This window comes from Limnothrix sp. PR1529 (assembly GCF_002742025.1).
Taxonomy (GTDB): domain Bacteria; phylum Cyanobacteriota; class Cyanobacteriia; order CACIAM-69d; family CACIAM-69d; genus CACIAM-69d.
The window spans coordinates 21,374-35,704 of sequence record NZ_LIRO01000111.1 but is presented as its reverse complement, the minus strand read 5'-3'; the positions used below and the strand labels follow the sequence as shown (position 1 = coordinate 35,704).

At 56.9% G+C, this 14,331-nt stretch carries 11 protein-coding genes; 5 read left to right on the top strand and 6 right to left on the bottom strand.

Features of this window, described 5'->3' with window-relative positions; translation table 11 throughout:
- Window positions 1–2,882, bottom strand: a 2,882-nt coding sequence (gene cobN / locus AMR42_RS15485) for a cobaltochelatase subunit CobN (RefSeq protein ID WP_099534561.1), incomplete at its 3' end; no start/stop codon positions are given.
- A gap of 206 nt (window positions 2,883–3,088) precedes the next feature.
- Between cobN and AMR42_RS15480 the strand changes: the two genes are divergently transcribed.
- On the top strand, window positions 3,089–3,871 hold the full coding sequence (locus AMR42_RS15480; protein WP_099534558.1) for a YebC/PmpR family DNA-binding transcriptional regulator: 783 nt from the start codon (window positions 3,089–3,091) through the stop codon (window positions 3,869–3,871).
- Window positions 3,872–4,035: 164 nt separating this feature from the next.
- Here the strand turns inward: AMR42_RS15480 and AMR42_RS15475 are convergent, their stop codons facing one another.
- The 4 genes from AMR42_RS15475 to AMR42_RS15460 all read right to left on the bottom strand — a co-directional run bounded on the left by AMR42_RS15475 (window position 4,036) and on the right by AMR42_RS15460 (window position 8,067).
- Window positions 4,036–4,476, bottom strand: coding sequence for an anti-sigma regulatory factor (locus AMR42_RS15475; protein ID WP_099534557.1), 441 nt, complete (start codon window positions 4,474–4,476; stop codon window positions 4,036–4,038).
- Between the two features lie 4 nt (window positions 4,477–4,480).
- Window positions 4,481–6,205 carry a SpoIIE family protein phosphatase gene (locus tag AMR42_RS15470; protein WP_099534556.1) on the bottom strand — a complete coding sequence of 575 codons (1,725 nt, stop codon included), beginning with the start codon at window positions 6,203–6,205 and terminating at the stop codon, window positions 4,481–4,483.
- A 616-nt stretch (window positions 6,206–6,821) separates the two neighbouring features.
- Window positions 6,822–7,730, bottom strand: a complete 909-nt coding sequence (gene rsmH, locus AMR42_RS15465; protein ID WP_368670747.1) for a 16S rRNA (cytosine(1402)-N(4))-methyltransferase RsmH — start codon at window positions 7,728–7,730, stop codon at window positions 6,822–6,824.
- Between the two features lie 94 nt (window positions 7,731–7,824).
- Window positions 7,825–8,067, bottom strand: a complete 243-nt coding sequence (locus AMR42_RS15460) for a hypothetical protein (RefSeq protein ID WP_143473133.1) — start codon at window positions 8,065–8,067, stop codon at window positions 7,825–7,827.
- A gap of 103 nt (window positions 8,068–8,170) precedes the next feature.
- On the opposite strand from AMR42_RS15460, the gene AMR42_RS15455 reads away from it, so the two are divergent.
- From AMR42_RS15455 to AMR42_RS15440, 3 genes are all read left to right on the top strand, one after another.
- The gene (locus AMR42_RS15455; protein ID WP_368670746.1) at window positions 8,171–9,436 is read left to right on the top strand and encodes an aspartate aminotransferase family protein; all 1,266 of its coding nucleotides are present in this window, start codon (window positions 8,171–8,173) and stop codon (window positions 9,434–9,436) included.
- 458 nt (window positions 9,437–9,894) lie between these two features.
- Window positions 9,895–10,350, top strand: a complete 456-nt coding sequence (locus tag AMR42_RS15450) for a hypothetical protein (protein WP_099534553.1) — start codon at window positions 9,895–9,897, stop codon at window positions 10,348–10,350.
- Between the two features lie 279 nt (window positions 10,351–10,629).
- Entirely contained in the window at window positions 10,630–10,974 is a 345-nt protein-coding gene (locus AMR42_RS15440; RefSeq protein ID WP_099534552.1) for an SH3 domain-containing protein, read from the top strand.
- Here AMR42_RS15440 and AMR42_RS15435 read toward each other — a convergent pair.
- The gene (locus AMR42_RS15435) at window positions 10,971–12,815 is read right to left on the bottom strand and encodes a penicillin-binding transpeptidase domain-containing protein (protein WP_099534551.1); all 1,845 of its coding nucleotides are present in this window, start codon (window positions 12,813–12,815) and stop codon (window positions 10,971–10,973) included. The genes AMR42_RS15440 and AMR42_RS15435 overlap by 4 nt on opposite strands.
- Before the next feature lie 344 nt (window positions 12,816–13,159).
- On the opposite strand from AMR42_RS15435, the gene AMR42_RS15430 reads away from it, so the two are divergent.
- Window positions 13,160–14,290, top strand: a complete 1,131-nt coding sequence (locus tag AMR42_RS15430) for an ABC transporter ATP-binding protein (protein WP_099534550.1) — start codon at window positions 13,160–13,162, stop codon at window positions 14,288–14,290.
- Window positions 14,291–14,331 lie beyond the last annotated feature (41 nt).

Below are 14,331 nucleotides of genomic sequence, written 5' to 3'. Positions count from 1 at the left end.
GCCCCATCCCAGCGGGGCCGCACCCCCAACAGCGCCAACGCTTCCGCCAAGTCATCGCCTCCGGTGCGCATGGTGGAAGTGCCCCAAACTGACAACCCGAGGGTGGTTGGATAATCGCCGTTTTCCTGAACATAGCGTTCAATCAGGGTGTCGGCAGCCTTGCGCCCCACTTCCCAAGCGCTTTCCGTGGGCAGAGATCGCAAATCCACCGAGTAGAAATTGCGGCCGGTGGGCAACACGTCCGCGCGGCCCCGGCTGGGGGCCCCCGATGGCCCCGGCGGCACAAATTCGCCATTGAGTCCCTGCAAGAGCCGATCGATTTCCTGGGGAGTTTGGCGCAAGGCGGGCAGGAGCCGATCGCGCACCCAAGCCAAAGCCTGATCCGTGTGGGATCCCACGGACGGCCAGGGGCGATCGGCAATGAGGGCCGCCACGGCTTCGCTGGCCTGGGTTTCCAGAACGGCGATCGCGTCTCCCAAGGTGCGGCAGGTGGCTAGGTGGGGCCAGCGATCGACCTCCGGCAACGGATCGCCCCAATCGGCCGTGAGGGGATCGAAGCTCAGTTGCCAATCTTGGGCGATCGCCCGCGTCAGGCCCCCTTGGCCGCCTTGGGCAGAACGGGCGATCGCCACGGTCAAATCACGCAATTGCTCGCCCGTGGGACAATGCCCAAAAATATGCAAGCCATCCCGAATTTGGGCTTCCTTCAGTTCGCAAAGATAGCCATCCAGAGCGGCGATCAGATCTTCAATGGCTGATTGGTTTTCGAGAACGATCTGAGCTGAGTTTGATCCCCGAGTTAAGGAATAATTAGCAGCTCCTAGTTTGGTTTTGAGATCCTGATCGAGCTGATTATCTTCAATCAGTTTCAATAATTTAGGAGCGATCACCCGAGTTCGCTTGGGATCTAAACTTTGCGCTTCATAGTATTCGTCGATCAGGCCCTCAATTAAGCTCAAATCACCATACAGTTCTGCCCTAGTTAACGGTGGGGTTAGGTGATCTAAAATTACCGCCTGGGCCCGTCGTTTGGCTTGCGAGCCTTCACCGGGATCATTCACAATAAATGGATAAAAATGAGGAACCGGCCCAAGGGCAATTTCCGGGAAGCAATTCTCTGAGAGAGCAATGCCTTTTCCGGGCAACCATTCTAAATTGCCATGCTTCCCAAAATGGATGATCGCCTGAGCGGCAAATTGCGATCGCAACCACTCATAAAACGCTAAATATTCATGGGTGGGTTCCAAGTCTGGCGCGTGATAGTTCAAACTAGGATCCCGATCGTATCCTCGGGCCGGTTGAATGCCCACAAAAACCTTGCCCCATTGCAACCCTGAAATGGGAATTACCGGCTCTTTTTCAATCACCGTTTTGGGAAACCATTGCTCATGATCCGGTTTCGGATTGGCCAGGGATCCCCAGCGCTGATTGATTGCCTCTTGCACCTCGATCGGCAAGGTTTCAAACCAGGTTTGGTAGTTCGTGAATGATAGATATTGGCGAATGGATCGCCCCGTCCAGCCCTCAGGATCATTGGTCGTTCCTTGGGTCAGTTGCTGAATGAGTTGGTCACCAGTTTTTGGCAATTGTTCTAAATCACCCAAGTCATAGCCCGATCGCGCCAAGGCCCACAGAAAATCAACACAACTTTGGGGCGTATCCAAGCCAACACCATTGGCCAAGCGCCCATCTCGATTTGGATAATTGGCCAACACAATAGCGATCGGGCGATCGCCAGGAGCTGATCGCCGCAACTTCACCCAATTAGCCGCCAGTTTTGCCACAAAATCCAAGCGATCGGGAATGGGTTCAAGCGCGATCGTTTCTGTTTCTAAATCTCGATCGCGCTGTTGCACCGATTTGCAAGCCACCAGCCGAGTTGCCACCCGACCGTCCACCTCCGGCAGCGCCACCTGCATTGCCATATCTCGAGGGGATAACCCTTGCTGGTTGGTGAGCCATTGATCTTGGGTTCCGCTGCTCAAAATAATTTGCAAAACAGGCACATTTAACCGCTGCCAAAGGGAATGGGGTTGCGCCTGGCCAAGGGTAGATTGGGCCTTGGTGATTGCAAATCCCGTTGAAGCCAATAACAGGTCGATCGCCTGAGATTTCAGAGCGGAACCCACTTCTTCCTGAATATCCGAATCTTGCAACGAAGCCACGTAAATGGGCACTGGTTGCAAATTCACCGCCAACAGGGCATGGCATAGTTGATCGATCGCCGCTAAGTTTCCCGCTTGATAATAGGCTCGATAAAATAAAATTCCAACAATTCCAACGGTTCCAATCGGTTTAGAAACTGGGGAGCCTTCAGGGGCATTATTTTGAGGATATTGGTAAAAGCCCCAACGTTCGATCGGCTGAGGATTGGGAGGTTGATATTGCGTTTGAAAATAGGTATCTGATAACTTCAAGAGCGCATTTTGAACATTCTCTACGCCACCTTCATTCAAATAGCGCCAAATCTGGTCACACAAACTCAAGGGAGCCGTTGAATGGGAAACCAAGTCAGGATCTGGGCGATCGTCTCCGGGCAAAACCAACAGCCCAATGCCCGATCGCTCAGCTAGATCTCGCACCACCTCTAGCCCGTAGCTCCAATAGGCACGGCCCCCCAACAAGCGCAAAACAATTACCTGCGCTTGCGACAAAACGTCCTCAGCATAGGTATCGATCGTCAGTTGCTGTTGCAGTTGCAAGAGGTTAGTGGCGCGGATGGCTGGGAAATTTTCCGGCAGCGATCGACGGGCGATCGACAGCGTTTGAATATCCGTATCTTTGGCCGTCAAAACAATGATCGGAGCCGGAGTTTGCTCAACAAAAATAACGCCTTCTGTATTCGGTTCCCAGCCACCGGGCAACGCAGCAATCCTATGCATTGGTCTTTTGATCGTCGTGAGCGCTAGTGGAACAATGAGCAGCGTTTAGGCAAGAGCGTTTAGACAAGAGCGTTTAGAAAATTGGGCAACTTAATCCCGTTCGATCGCATCGGCCCTTAAAATTTCAAGGCGATCTTTGATTCGTCTTGCCAAAGACCGATCTTAGTCCTGGGTTCGTTCAATCTTTCATCGATTTAGTTGGAGCCATGGCCGGACATAGTAAATGGGCAAACATTAAGCGCCAAAAGGCCCGGGTGGATGCGGTGCGCGGCAGTGTCTTTACCAAACTGTCGCGGGAGATTATTGTGGCGGCCCGCAGTGGTGCGGATCCTACCGGTAATTTCCAACTGCGAACCGCGATCGACAAGGCCAAGGCGGCTGGTGTGCCCAATGCCAACATCGATCGGGCGATCGCCAAGGGAGCCGGTCGGCTGGCGGGGGAAGGGGCGGAACTGGAAGCCATTCGCTATGAGGGCTATGGCCCCGGTGGCGTGGCCGTGCTGATTGAAGCCCTCACGGACAATCGCAACCGCACCGCTGCTGACCTGCGCGTGGCCTTCAGCAAAAACGGCGGCAACCTGGGGGAAACCGGCTGCGTGGGCTGGATGTTTGAAAACAAGGGCGTGGTCACCATCGTGGGCGAGGCGATCGAGGAAGATGCGCTGCTGGAAGCCTCGATCGAGGGGGAAGGAGAATCCTATGATCCCTTCTCTGGCCAAGACCAAAAGGGATTTGACCTCGTGGGGTTTGAAGTCAAAACAGCCCCAGATAACTTGGAAAATTTGGAATCGGTGCTGAAGGCGCGTGGCTTTCGGGTGTGGCAATCGGAAACTCGTTGGTTTCCCACCAACACCGTCGCCGTGACCGATCGCGATCAAGCCAAAGCCCTCATCAAAATGATGGACACGATCGAAGACTTAGACGACGTGCAAAGCGTCGCCACCAACTTTGAAATGACCGACGATCTGATGGCGGAAGTGATGGCTTAGGCGATCGGCCCCACAATCGGGAGGATCGCAGGCGAGCATGGGCGATCGCTCAGGAGCCGGACTAGACCCCATCGCTGACCCGATCGGACTGTTCGATCCACTAGCCTGTAGTCCACTGGCCTGTAGCCCTATAGCCTGTAGTCCTAGTTTTTGAGCCTGTAGTCCTAGTTTTTGGATTGGGACTCTTCCCGAGGGGGCAACGTCGCCAACAGCACCAGGCAGTTTTTGCCATCCACCTGCAACCGATATTCCACCCGATCCATCAGCCGGTTCAAAATCAACCAGCCATAGCCATTCTCCTGCTTGGCTTCCGGCACTGGCGGCAGGTAATTATCCAAACTGAAGCCCTGGCCGCGATCCCAAATCTCGATCGCCAGCTCCCGATCCTGCACCTCCACCGACATCTCCACCGGCAGGTGGGGGCGATCCTTGTGGGCATGGCGCACCACGTTGGAATAGGCCTCCGCCAACACCAGCCGCAGACGGTTCGACTGGCGGGCCCAATCCACTCGATCGCCTAGCTCAATTTCCAGGGAACCGAGTAACCACTGCTCAACAATGGTTAGAAACTTCAAGTTGCTTGGGACTTGGATTTCAGTTCTCATCGGTTTACAGAACCTCCAGCAGCAGTAGGGTCTGGTCGTCTTCTTGCTCGTCGGGCGCAACCTGTTGCAAGGTCGCCAACAAGCGCTTGAGATCAAACGGGCTTCCTTGTTGCTTCAACAGTTCCCACAGGCCCTCCTGTTGCAACATTGAACCGTTCACCAAACTTGTTCCCGGGAGTTGTATGTTCGCCACTGTTGCTTCCGTAATTCCGTCACTAGCCATCAGCAGAGCCTCCCCTGGCTCTAGAGTCTGTTCCCCCCCCGTACCTTTCCACTCCGGCAAGATACCCAGCGGCACTCCCCGAGCCTTGAGATAGGTTGGCTCAATTTCCTTGAGATCGCCACCGGCCAGGACTTTTTCCTGAACCACCTGGGGCGACCAAACCACGGGGTAGACGTGACCCGCGTTGGCATAGCTCAAGCGTCTCGTGCTGGGAGTGTAGCGTGCTAGGGCAATCGTAATGAATCGATTGCTATTAAACAAATTTTCAAACAGGGCCCGATTCAGCCGCCGAATCGCTTCATCTGGCTCCGGAGACTCCGCCCGAGCCAGTTCTTGGCGCAAAACAGAGATCGAACTGGCCATAAATAGGGCCGCCGGAACCCCCTTTCCGGACACATCCCCAACCGCTAACCACACATCCCCCTGAGGATGGATAAAGACTTCAAAAAAGTCGCCCCCCACTTCGCGCGCGGGCTGGCATTCCGCCTGCACACGCACCCCGAGTACTTCTGGCCAATGTTGGCGCAACAAGTCCGCCTGCACCTGCCGCGCCACTTCCAATTCCATGCGGAACTGCTGGGTTTGGGCTTCGGTGCGCTGATACAGACGGGCTTGGGAAAGGGCCAAGGCCGCCTGTTCTGTTAGCTCCGAAATCAACGCCACTTCATCGGTTTGCCAGCCGGGTTGTCCTTGGCGCACCAGGGACAACAGGGCCAAACATTCCTGTTGATAGACCAAAGGAATGAGCAACTCATCGATGGCTCCCCCTGGGCTGTCGCTGCCATCGGTGTTGACTTGGGTTTGCTGAATGGTCAAGTGCTCCAGGGCCGCTTGCACCGGATCCCGCAATTGCCCGTCTTCGTGGGTCAGGCTCCAGTCATCCCGATCGAGTGGGTAGCGCAGGGGTTCTCCTTTGGCTTGCCCCCCTTCCACGGGCTGCAACAAGGCGCAATGGGCGTTCAGGGTGGTGGTGATGGTCTGGGCGATGGTGGGCAACATGCTGTCGTAATTCAGGGATTCCCGAATTGCGCTCATCATGGCGTTAAACAGGGATTCGCGGCGCAGGGCCCTGTTTAACTCGTTCGTGCGGCGCTTAACCACACGATAGGTTTCGGCCGCTTGGTTCACGACGGATTTGAGTTCGTCGGGACTCCAGGGCTTTGTCAGATATCGGAAAACTTTACCGGAGTTGATGGCTCCTACGAGGTCTTCTACGTCGGTGTAGCCGGTCAGAATAATGCGGATCGTGTCGGGGAATCGATCGACGGTTTTGCTCAAAAACTCAGTGCCGTTCATGCCCGGCATCCGCTGGTCTGAGACGATCACGGCCATTTCCCCGTCGCGATCGAGCACTTCCAAGGCATTGAAACCACTGTCAGCCTTATAAACCGCGAAGTCGCGACGGAAGGTTCGATACAACAAATCGAGGTTATCCGGTTCGTCATCAACCACCATCAATTTGAGTTTTGTTTCTGCTCTTGGTGTGGTTTGGACGACTAAGCTCATCGCGTGCTCCACTTGCACTGCTGGACAGGGTTGGCGGGGGTCGTGGGGGTGACCCCAGGGATGGGGATGGGCATCGGGTTAGGTTTTTGCAAACAAGGTTACCCGATCGACAAAGGGGGCTAGAAAGGAGGCTAGTTTTTATTACTTAGCCTTTTCGATTCTGACGACCATGATCCGGTTGATCGCGCCATTCCTGAGTGAGGAATGGGCCGCTTCCAAGCTGGGAAGAGAATTGATCTTCGGGACTGGTGTAGCGATCGATACAAGTGGGCCAAGGCTCACTCGGGACAAGGGGGAATTCCCACGTTCTACCCTAGCCTACCCGATGTGCTGAAACACTGGGCGTGAAATCCTAGACACAAACCGACTGATTCAGCCCATGCCCTGGCCGTTGACGAACCAATGACCAGATGCGCTGGCTAAGCGACTGGCCGAGCGACTGGCCAAGCAACTGATTAGTTTTTACCCAGTTTTGGCTTGAGGAATCATTGGGCTGGAGAAATCATTGGGTTTTGAATCATCCCGCTCATCAATCCTTCAGTGGCCGAGAAATTTCAGCAGCCCCCAAAGAAAAATACAGGAAAAGTTCAAAAGAAACCCATTGGCATTGATTCGGCTAGATTCTCTCTGCAATTCGCAATTTTGCGGATCGCGATCGGGAATTTTGACCCATTTCAGCATCGTTGGGGCAGATGGGCTTTTTGGTGATGACTTTGAGTTGGGTTGATTCTCGCAGTCGGTGCTTCACAATTCGATCCTCAAGGCTGTGGAAGCTGATGACGGCGAGGCGGCCTTGGGGAGCGAGCCAATTGGGGGCCCGATCGAGCAGGGTTTCCAAAACTGCCAACTCTTGGTTCACCACAATCCGCAGGGCCTGAAAGGTGCGGGTGGCGGGATGGATACGCCCATGGCGATATTTACCGGGCACACAGCGGGCGATCGCGTTGGCCAGCTCGAGGGTGGTTTGGAAAGGCTGCGTTTGCCGCTGTTCCACGATCGCCCGAGCAATCCGCCGAGATAATCGTTCTTCACCATAGGTATAGATCGCGTTAGCCAGGGGCACTTCTTGCCAATGGTTCACCACGTCGGCGGCGGATTCCGTGAGCCGATCGTCCATGCGCATGTCCAAGGGGCCGTCGTGGCGAAAGCTGAAACCCCGATCGGGCTGGTCAAACTGCATGGAGCTAACGCCCAAGTCTGCCAAAATGCCGTCAAATTGCTGATCGCCGGGGTTGAACTGCGCAAAGTTGCTGCGCACGAAGGTGACGCGATCGCCCCAGGGGGCCAACCGTTCCCGCGCGATCGCCAAGGCGCGATCGTCACAATCGAGGCCCACCACCCGCACCTCTGGATCGGCCGCCAGCAGGGCCGCCGTGTGGCCCCCAGCCCCCAGCGTGGCATCCAGATAGCACCCGCCCGATCGAGGTTGCAGACCCGCGACACATTCATCTCGGAGCACGGACAAGTGGCCCCAGTCGATCGACTCAGCGGGGAGTGCCTCCGCCCCCGATCGGCTCCCATTAATCGATTCATCCAGGCCAGAATCCACAGGGCCAGAATCCACAAAGTCAGGCTCCACAGGATCAGACCCCACAGGATCAGACGCAACGGGACTAGGCTCAGGGGCAGAACTTGCGGAACTCATGGCAGCGGCGGTCATAGCAAACATCGGCGAGGCAAACATCGGCAAGGTGCAACATTGGCGGCCACCGGGCTGAGGCCAAGGGAACCAACGGAGTTCCATTATCCGCCCGGGTGGGAATTCGCCGATCGCGGGTCGATCGCGCCGAGTCAACCGTTGCCGGGCCCAAGTCAAGATTTCCAGACCGATCGACCCTCAGGATCCAAATCAGATCTAGCAAGCCCTTGGTTTCCTCCTCTACAATCAACCCAACCTTTAACGACGATCCCTACCGTTCCCTTCATCGGATTTGCCGTTAAAGCCATTGTTTAGGAGCAACCATCGTGAGTCCCCAAGTCCTCGCTGATCCCGCCTCGATCGCCCCAGTTGCCTTTTCCACCGAGGCCTTTGACGCAGCCGTCATGAAAACCTACGGCCGCTTCGCGATCGCCCTGGAGCGTGGCGAAGGTAGCCGCGTTTGGGACACCGAGGGCCGCAGCTATCTGGACTTTGTGGCGGGCATTGCCACCTGCACCCTGGGCCATGCCCACCCGGTGATGACCAGCGCCGTGAGCCAGCAGATTCAAAAACTGCACCACGTTTCCAATCTTTACTACATCCCTGAACAAGGGGCATTGGCGGCCTGGTTGGTGGAACATTCCTGCGCCGATCGGGCGTTTTTCTGTAACTCCGGAGCCGAAGCCAACGAGGGCGCAATCAAACTGGCCCGCAAATATGCCCACACGGTGTTGGGCATTGATGAACCGGTGATCCTCACGGCCCACGCCAGCTTCCACGGGCGCACCTTGGCCACCATCACCGCCACCGGCCAGCCCAAATATCAAAAGAACTTCAGCCCTCTGGTTCCGGGGTTTGAATATATCCCTTACAACGACATTGCGGCCCTGGAAGCGACGATCGCCCGCTTGGAAACCAACGGCCCCCGCGTTGCTGCCATCATGCTGGAAGCGCTCCAGGGAGAAGGGGGCGTGCGTCCGGGCGATCGGGCTTATTTCCAACGGGTTCGGGAAATTTGCGACGATCGGGGCATCTTGTTGATTCTTGATGAAGTGCAAGTGGGCGTTGGCCGCACGGGGCAACTGTGGGGCTACGAAAACCTGGGCATTGAGCCGGATATTTTCACTTCCGCCAAGGGTTTGGGCGGCGGCATCCCGATCGGGGCCCTGCTGTGCAAGGCCAAGTGCAATGTGTTTGAACCGGGTGACCACGCCAGCACCTACGGCGGCAATCCCTTTGCCTGTGGGGTGGCGATGGCCGTTTGCCAAACGGTGGGCGCGCCGGGCTTTTTGGACAATGTGCGCGATCGGGGCGAGCAATTGCGGGCGGGTCTGAAGGCCCTGGCGGTTCAATACCCCAACTTGATTGCGGAAGTGCGCGGTTGGGGTCTAATCAACGGTCTGGTGCTAAAGGAGGATGCGGGCCTCAGCTCGATCGATTTGGTCAAAACCGCCATGGCCGCCGGTCTGTTGCTGGTGCCGGCCGGGCCGCAGGTGGTGCGATTTGTGCCGCCCCTGATTGTCACTGCCGCCGAAATTGACGAAGCGTTGGCCGCCATCACCCAAGCGATCGCCACCTTGCAAGCGGCCTAGGGCGATCGGGCTGGCTATGGCGATTGCACGAATTGCGTCAATTTGATGAGTTGATTTGATTAATCGATTGGATTCAACAGGGCGATCGGGCAACAAGCTTGCTTCGTCTATCCCCAATGATCCAAATGATCTAATCTGGCGGGATAGGCATGGCTTATCCCGTTTTTGTTTTTTTGATTGAACGAACCCAGAGCCTGATCAGTAACTCAAGTTGGTGGCTAAAGTGGCTAGAACCGACCGCCAAAATTTGCTAACAAGCCTGTCGCCAAATTTGCCGATGAAATCTGCCAATAAAATTTGCTAACAAGGTGTGGAGGCTCAAGCAACCCCTGACTCAGTGGCCCATCATCCAACAGCCGAAATTCAGCGGTAGCCCCTCGGCCGAGGCCTCTTAGCTGTCGTGATTTGCCTTTGCCAGCAGGCCAGCCCCTCCGCGATCGCATCTTGCAAAAATTCCCATGAAAATCATTAAGAAAATTCTGGCGGGCAGCTTTCTCACCCTGGGCGGCTTCTTTTGGCTGGTCGCTCTTTTGGTTCCGTTGTCGCCCTTGGAACCGGGACAAACCGTTGCCGATCGGGAGCGCGAAAACCAAAGCGCTATTTTGGGATGTGTTGTCTTTGGTGCGCCCTTTGTGGCGGGTGGTGGCTGGCTGCTTTGGGATCTTAAAAAACAACATCAAACACAACAAAAAAATCAAGAGCGCCAACAACAGGAACAGCTACGTCAATGTTTGATGGAATTGTTGGCTGAAGGACAAGGCCAGGTCACCCTATTTGAATTTGCCATGCGATCGGGCTTGGAGGCCGATCGGGCCCGCGCCTATCTCGATCGCATGTCGATTGAATTTGGGGCAGAATATCAAATTGGGCAGCAGGGAGAAACGCGGTACTTTTTCCCGACCAGTCACCATTAACTTCAGAATTAATCTCAGATTCCAGATTTCAGATTCCAGATTTCAGATTCCAGATTCCAGATTCCAGATTCCAGATTCCAGATTCCAGATTTCAAATTATGGTTGATTATGGGGTGAATTCAAGGTTCCAAAATTAGCTCAATTCCGTTGTGCCTTTTGCCAGTTCCTCAGAGCCTGATTCCTTAGATTAGGCCTTTAAAAATTTCAGGAATTAAAGATTCAAACCAAGATTAGATCATGAAATTTCTTGTTCAATCACTTCCCCTTTTGCCGACCGCAATGGGCATTGCCACAATTTTGAGTCTTGCGATCGCCCCGCCGAGTTCAGGGCAATCCCTTGGAGCCAATTGTTTCGGCACAATTCGCGGTAATTCAGCGGTGAATTTGCGATCGGGCCCGGGCACTCAATTCCCGATCGTAGATCGAGTCAATCCGAGCAGTACGGTGATTTTGCTCAACGACGCGAATGAGCGGTGGGAACCCAATCCCCTGACCCGCACCGATGGCCAGGGCAATCAGTGGCACATGGTCACCAAGTCCCGATCGGGTCAGGGCGAGATCGTGCCGCCTCATCGCCGGGCCTGGATCCGCGAAGACCTGATGAGCATTAGCTGTCCGCCCTAGGGAAGCCAGCGATCGAGCGATTGCACATAGTTGACCACCGTTGCTCCGGCAATTTGTTCGGCGGCTTGGGCAGCGGGGGCGCTGGGTTCTTGGCTCGCCGCACCGTTGGATGGAACTGCGGCGGAATCGGCGGAAACCAAGGGGCGATCGCTCGGCGGCTCCACAAAGGTAACCACGACAATTTTGGGATCGTTGGCGGGGCCCGCAGCCACGGCCCAAGCGCCGATCGGTTGGTCGCTTTGCCGCACCAGGCTGTGGGTGGCCAACCAGCCGATCGCGGCGTTGGGTTGGGGTGGGCGATCGGGAGGCTGGCTCGCCTCGGGGGCGGGGAGGCTGCTGGTGCGCGGTTGCAGGGCCGATCGCAACAATTCCAAGGTGCTGGGCTGCAACCCCAAAAACTCCCGGCTGACCTGGGCCGATCGATCCTTGACCAAATGGGGTTGCACCCGATAGCCACCATTCACCGCCACGGCGGCCATCACGGCAATTTGCAGGGGGGAGGCGGCCATTTCGCCCCGGCCCAAGGCCAGATTCACCCCTTCGCCCAAATACCAGCGGGCTTGCACCGATTCCCGTTTCCAAAGGGCTTCCAAGCTGGGGCCCGGATCCTCATCCTCGGCCAGTTCAATGCCCGATCGCTGGCCAAACCCAAACCGACGGGCCCAGGCGATCGTGTTGGTGCTATCCAGCCGGAGCGCCACCTGCTCAAAAAATGCATCACTGTCTTGGGTGTCTAACTTGCCCAAGGCCTCTCGAAAGTTGAGGGTGACAATGCTTGGCCAGGTGACCTTGGTAAATTCCGCCCAGGGCAACCCACCGGGACGACTGCGGCGATCGATCCGCCACCGTTGATGAAGGGCCATTTGCCCCGACTCCAGCGCCGCCACGGCGGTAATCCACTTGAACAGCGCGCCCGGACGAATGGCTTTCAGGGCCCGGTTGCCCCCCTGACCCGGGTTGGGCCACTGGCCGGCCATGGCCAAGACCGCGCCATTGTCCGGATCCAGGGCAACTGCGGCCCCGCTGACTCCGTTAATCAGCCCCTCCAGGGTTTGTTGCAGCGGTAAATCTAGGGTCAGGCGAACCGGCGTGGGCGGTTCCGTGGGTTTGCGGGCCAACACGCGCACAGGCAGACCATTGCGATCGAGTTCCACTTGCTCGCCCCCGGACTGGCCCCGCAGTTGGGCCTCCAGGGCCGCTTCCAAGCCCGATCGCCCAATCAGATCGCCCGATCGGTAATCTTGCAGCGGCTCCAGGCGATCGACCTCCGCCGCGTTCACCTCCCCCACCTTGCCCAAAATGGTCTGGGCGAGCTGTCCGTGGGGATAGTCGCGCTCTGCCTCGGGCTGGATCGCCAGGCCGCGCACTTGGGTGGCCAACTCCGCCACCGTGGTCATTTGCGAAGGGGGCAACCCCCGGGCCAAGCGCACCAATACGGGCGATCGCCAACCGGCCTGCTCCAGTCGTGCCAGCAATTCCGACTCCGGCCGCCCCAACACTCGGGCCAACTCCGGCAAAATGGCCCGCCACTCTTGCGGCGATTGGGCCACGGGCCAAGCCATGGCCGAAATTGAGGGGCGATTATCCACCAACACCCGCCCCGATCGATCCAGCAGGGCAGCCCGGGTTGGCAGGGTTGGCATCAGTCGAATTCGGCTGGCCGCCGCCAATTGTCGATAGCGCTGTCCTTCCACCAGTTGCAGATAGGCCAACCGGCTGCCAATGCCCCCTAACAACACCACGGCCACGACCAAACACCCCAACGGCTGGTAGCGCCGCCCGATCGTCCGTTCCGGCTGTTGATCCAATTTGGGCGAGTTGGGAGGGGGCGATGCGACCATGGAACGACAACAGCCCAGCGCGGGCGCAGCGAAAAGGGCTAATCGATGAGGGCTAATAAGGGCGATTTAATCAGCTTGCCACAGACTGCTCCCGCAGACCGCCGCCGATGGAGTTCATCGCAAAACCCGAAATAGTCGGCATAGAATAGGGCAAGATTTGTTCAATTCCCGTTGTCCAGTTCCCGTTGTTCAGTTCCCGTTGTTCAGTGACGAAGCTCAAACCTGAGGTTCGATCGCCTATGAACCGCCAGGTTTGAACAACTGCCCCAGAACAACCACCCTGGAACAATTGCCCTGGAACAATTGCCTCGATGGTCTTTCAATCCCCGGCAGCATCACCGGCCATGTCCCAAACCGCAATCCGAGCCAGCCAGGCGATCGAAACCGATACCCAACTGGATGTCGAGTTACGAAAAGTCTTCAAAGTCTATAACGGCGAAACCGCTGTGCGCGGCGTGGATCTCCACATCGGGCGGGGTGAGTTTTTCAGTATTTTGGGTCCCTCCGGTTGCGGCAAAACCACCACCCTGCGCCTCGTGGCTGGCTTTGAGCAACCTTCGGCCGGCGAGGTGCTGGTTAGGGGGCAATCGATGCTGAATGTGCCTCCTTACCAGCGCCCCGTCAACACCGTGTTTCAAAGCTATGCGCTCTTTGGACACATGACCATTTGGGACAATGTGGCCTTTGGTTTGCGGATCAAGCGCTGTGGCAAGGCGGAAACCGAGGAGCGGGTGAACGAGGCCTTGGCCCTGGTGAAGATGGAGAAATTCGCCCGGCGCTATCCCAACCAGCTATCGGGCGGTCAACAACAACGGGTGGCCCTAGCTCGGGCCCTGGTGAACCGGCCGGCGGTGTTGCTGTTGGATGAACCCTTGGGCGCGTTGGACTTGAAACTGCGCAAGGAAATGCAGATGGAACTATCCACGCTGCATCGGGAATTGGGGTTGACCTTTGTGATGGTGACCCATGACCAAGAGGAAGCCCTCAGCCTGTCCGATCGGATCGCGGTGATGAATGAAGGGCGCGTGGAACAGGTGGGCAGCCCCAGCGAGATTTATGAGTCACCGCGCACGCCGTTTGTGGCGGATTTCATTGGGGATACGAATCTGTTTCGAGGCCGGGTGGCGGAGTTCGATCGCACCGGCAGCGCGATCGTGACCGACAGCGGCCTGAAGTTGGTGGCGGCCCCCAGTGGAGATTGGGCGGGCAGCGCGGGCGAGGCGGCGGCCGTGAGCGTGCGCCCCGAAAAAATTCAAGTTAGTCTTTACCCGCCCGACCTGGCGGTGAACTGCTTTGAGGGCTGGTTGCAGAACGTGATGTACCTGGGAACCCATGTGCATTACGTGGTAGAACTGCGATCGGGCGATCGGTTAACGGTCATGCAGGTGAATACCGGCGGCGAATTGCCCGCCCTCAAAACCCCCATTTACGCCTATTGGTCAACGGCCGATGCCCTGGCCATGCCAGCAGCCTAGGGCGAAGGGGGGCTAATCAACCATTCCCCAGGGACTCACTC

Coding starts and splice junctions, on each gene's coding strand:
- AMR42_RS15475 (WP_099534557.1), bottom strand. CDS start 4,476: ATGAGAACTGAAATCCAAGTCCCAAGCAACTTGAAGTTTCTAACCATT.
- AMR42_RS15450 (WP_099534553.1), top strand. CDS start 9,895: ATGAAAATCATTAAGAAAATTCTGGCGGGCAGCTTTCTCACCCTGGGC.
- AMR42_RS15480 (WP_099534558.1), top strand. CDS start 3,089: ATGGCCGGACATAGTAAATGGGCAAACATTAAGCGCCAAAAGGCCCGG.
- AMR42_RS15430 (WP_099534550.1), top strand. CDS start 13,160: ATGTCCCAAACCGCAATCCGAGCCAGCCAGGCGATCGAAACCGATACC.
- AMR42_RS15435 (WP_099534551.1), bottom strand. CDS start 12,815: ATGGTCGCATCGCCCCCTCCCAACTCGCCCAAATTGGATCAACAGCCG.
- AMR42_RS15470 (WP_099534556.1), bottom strand. CDS start 6,205: ATGAGCTTAGTCGTCCAAACCACACCAAGAGCAGAAACAAAACTCAAA.
- AMR42_RS15440 (WP_099534552.1), top strand. CDS start 10,630: ATGGGCATTGCCACAATTTTGAGTCTTGCGATCGCCCCGCCGAGTTCA.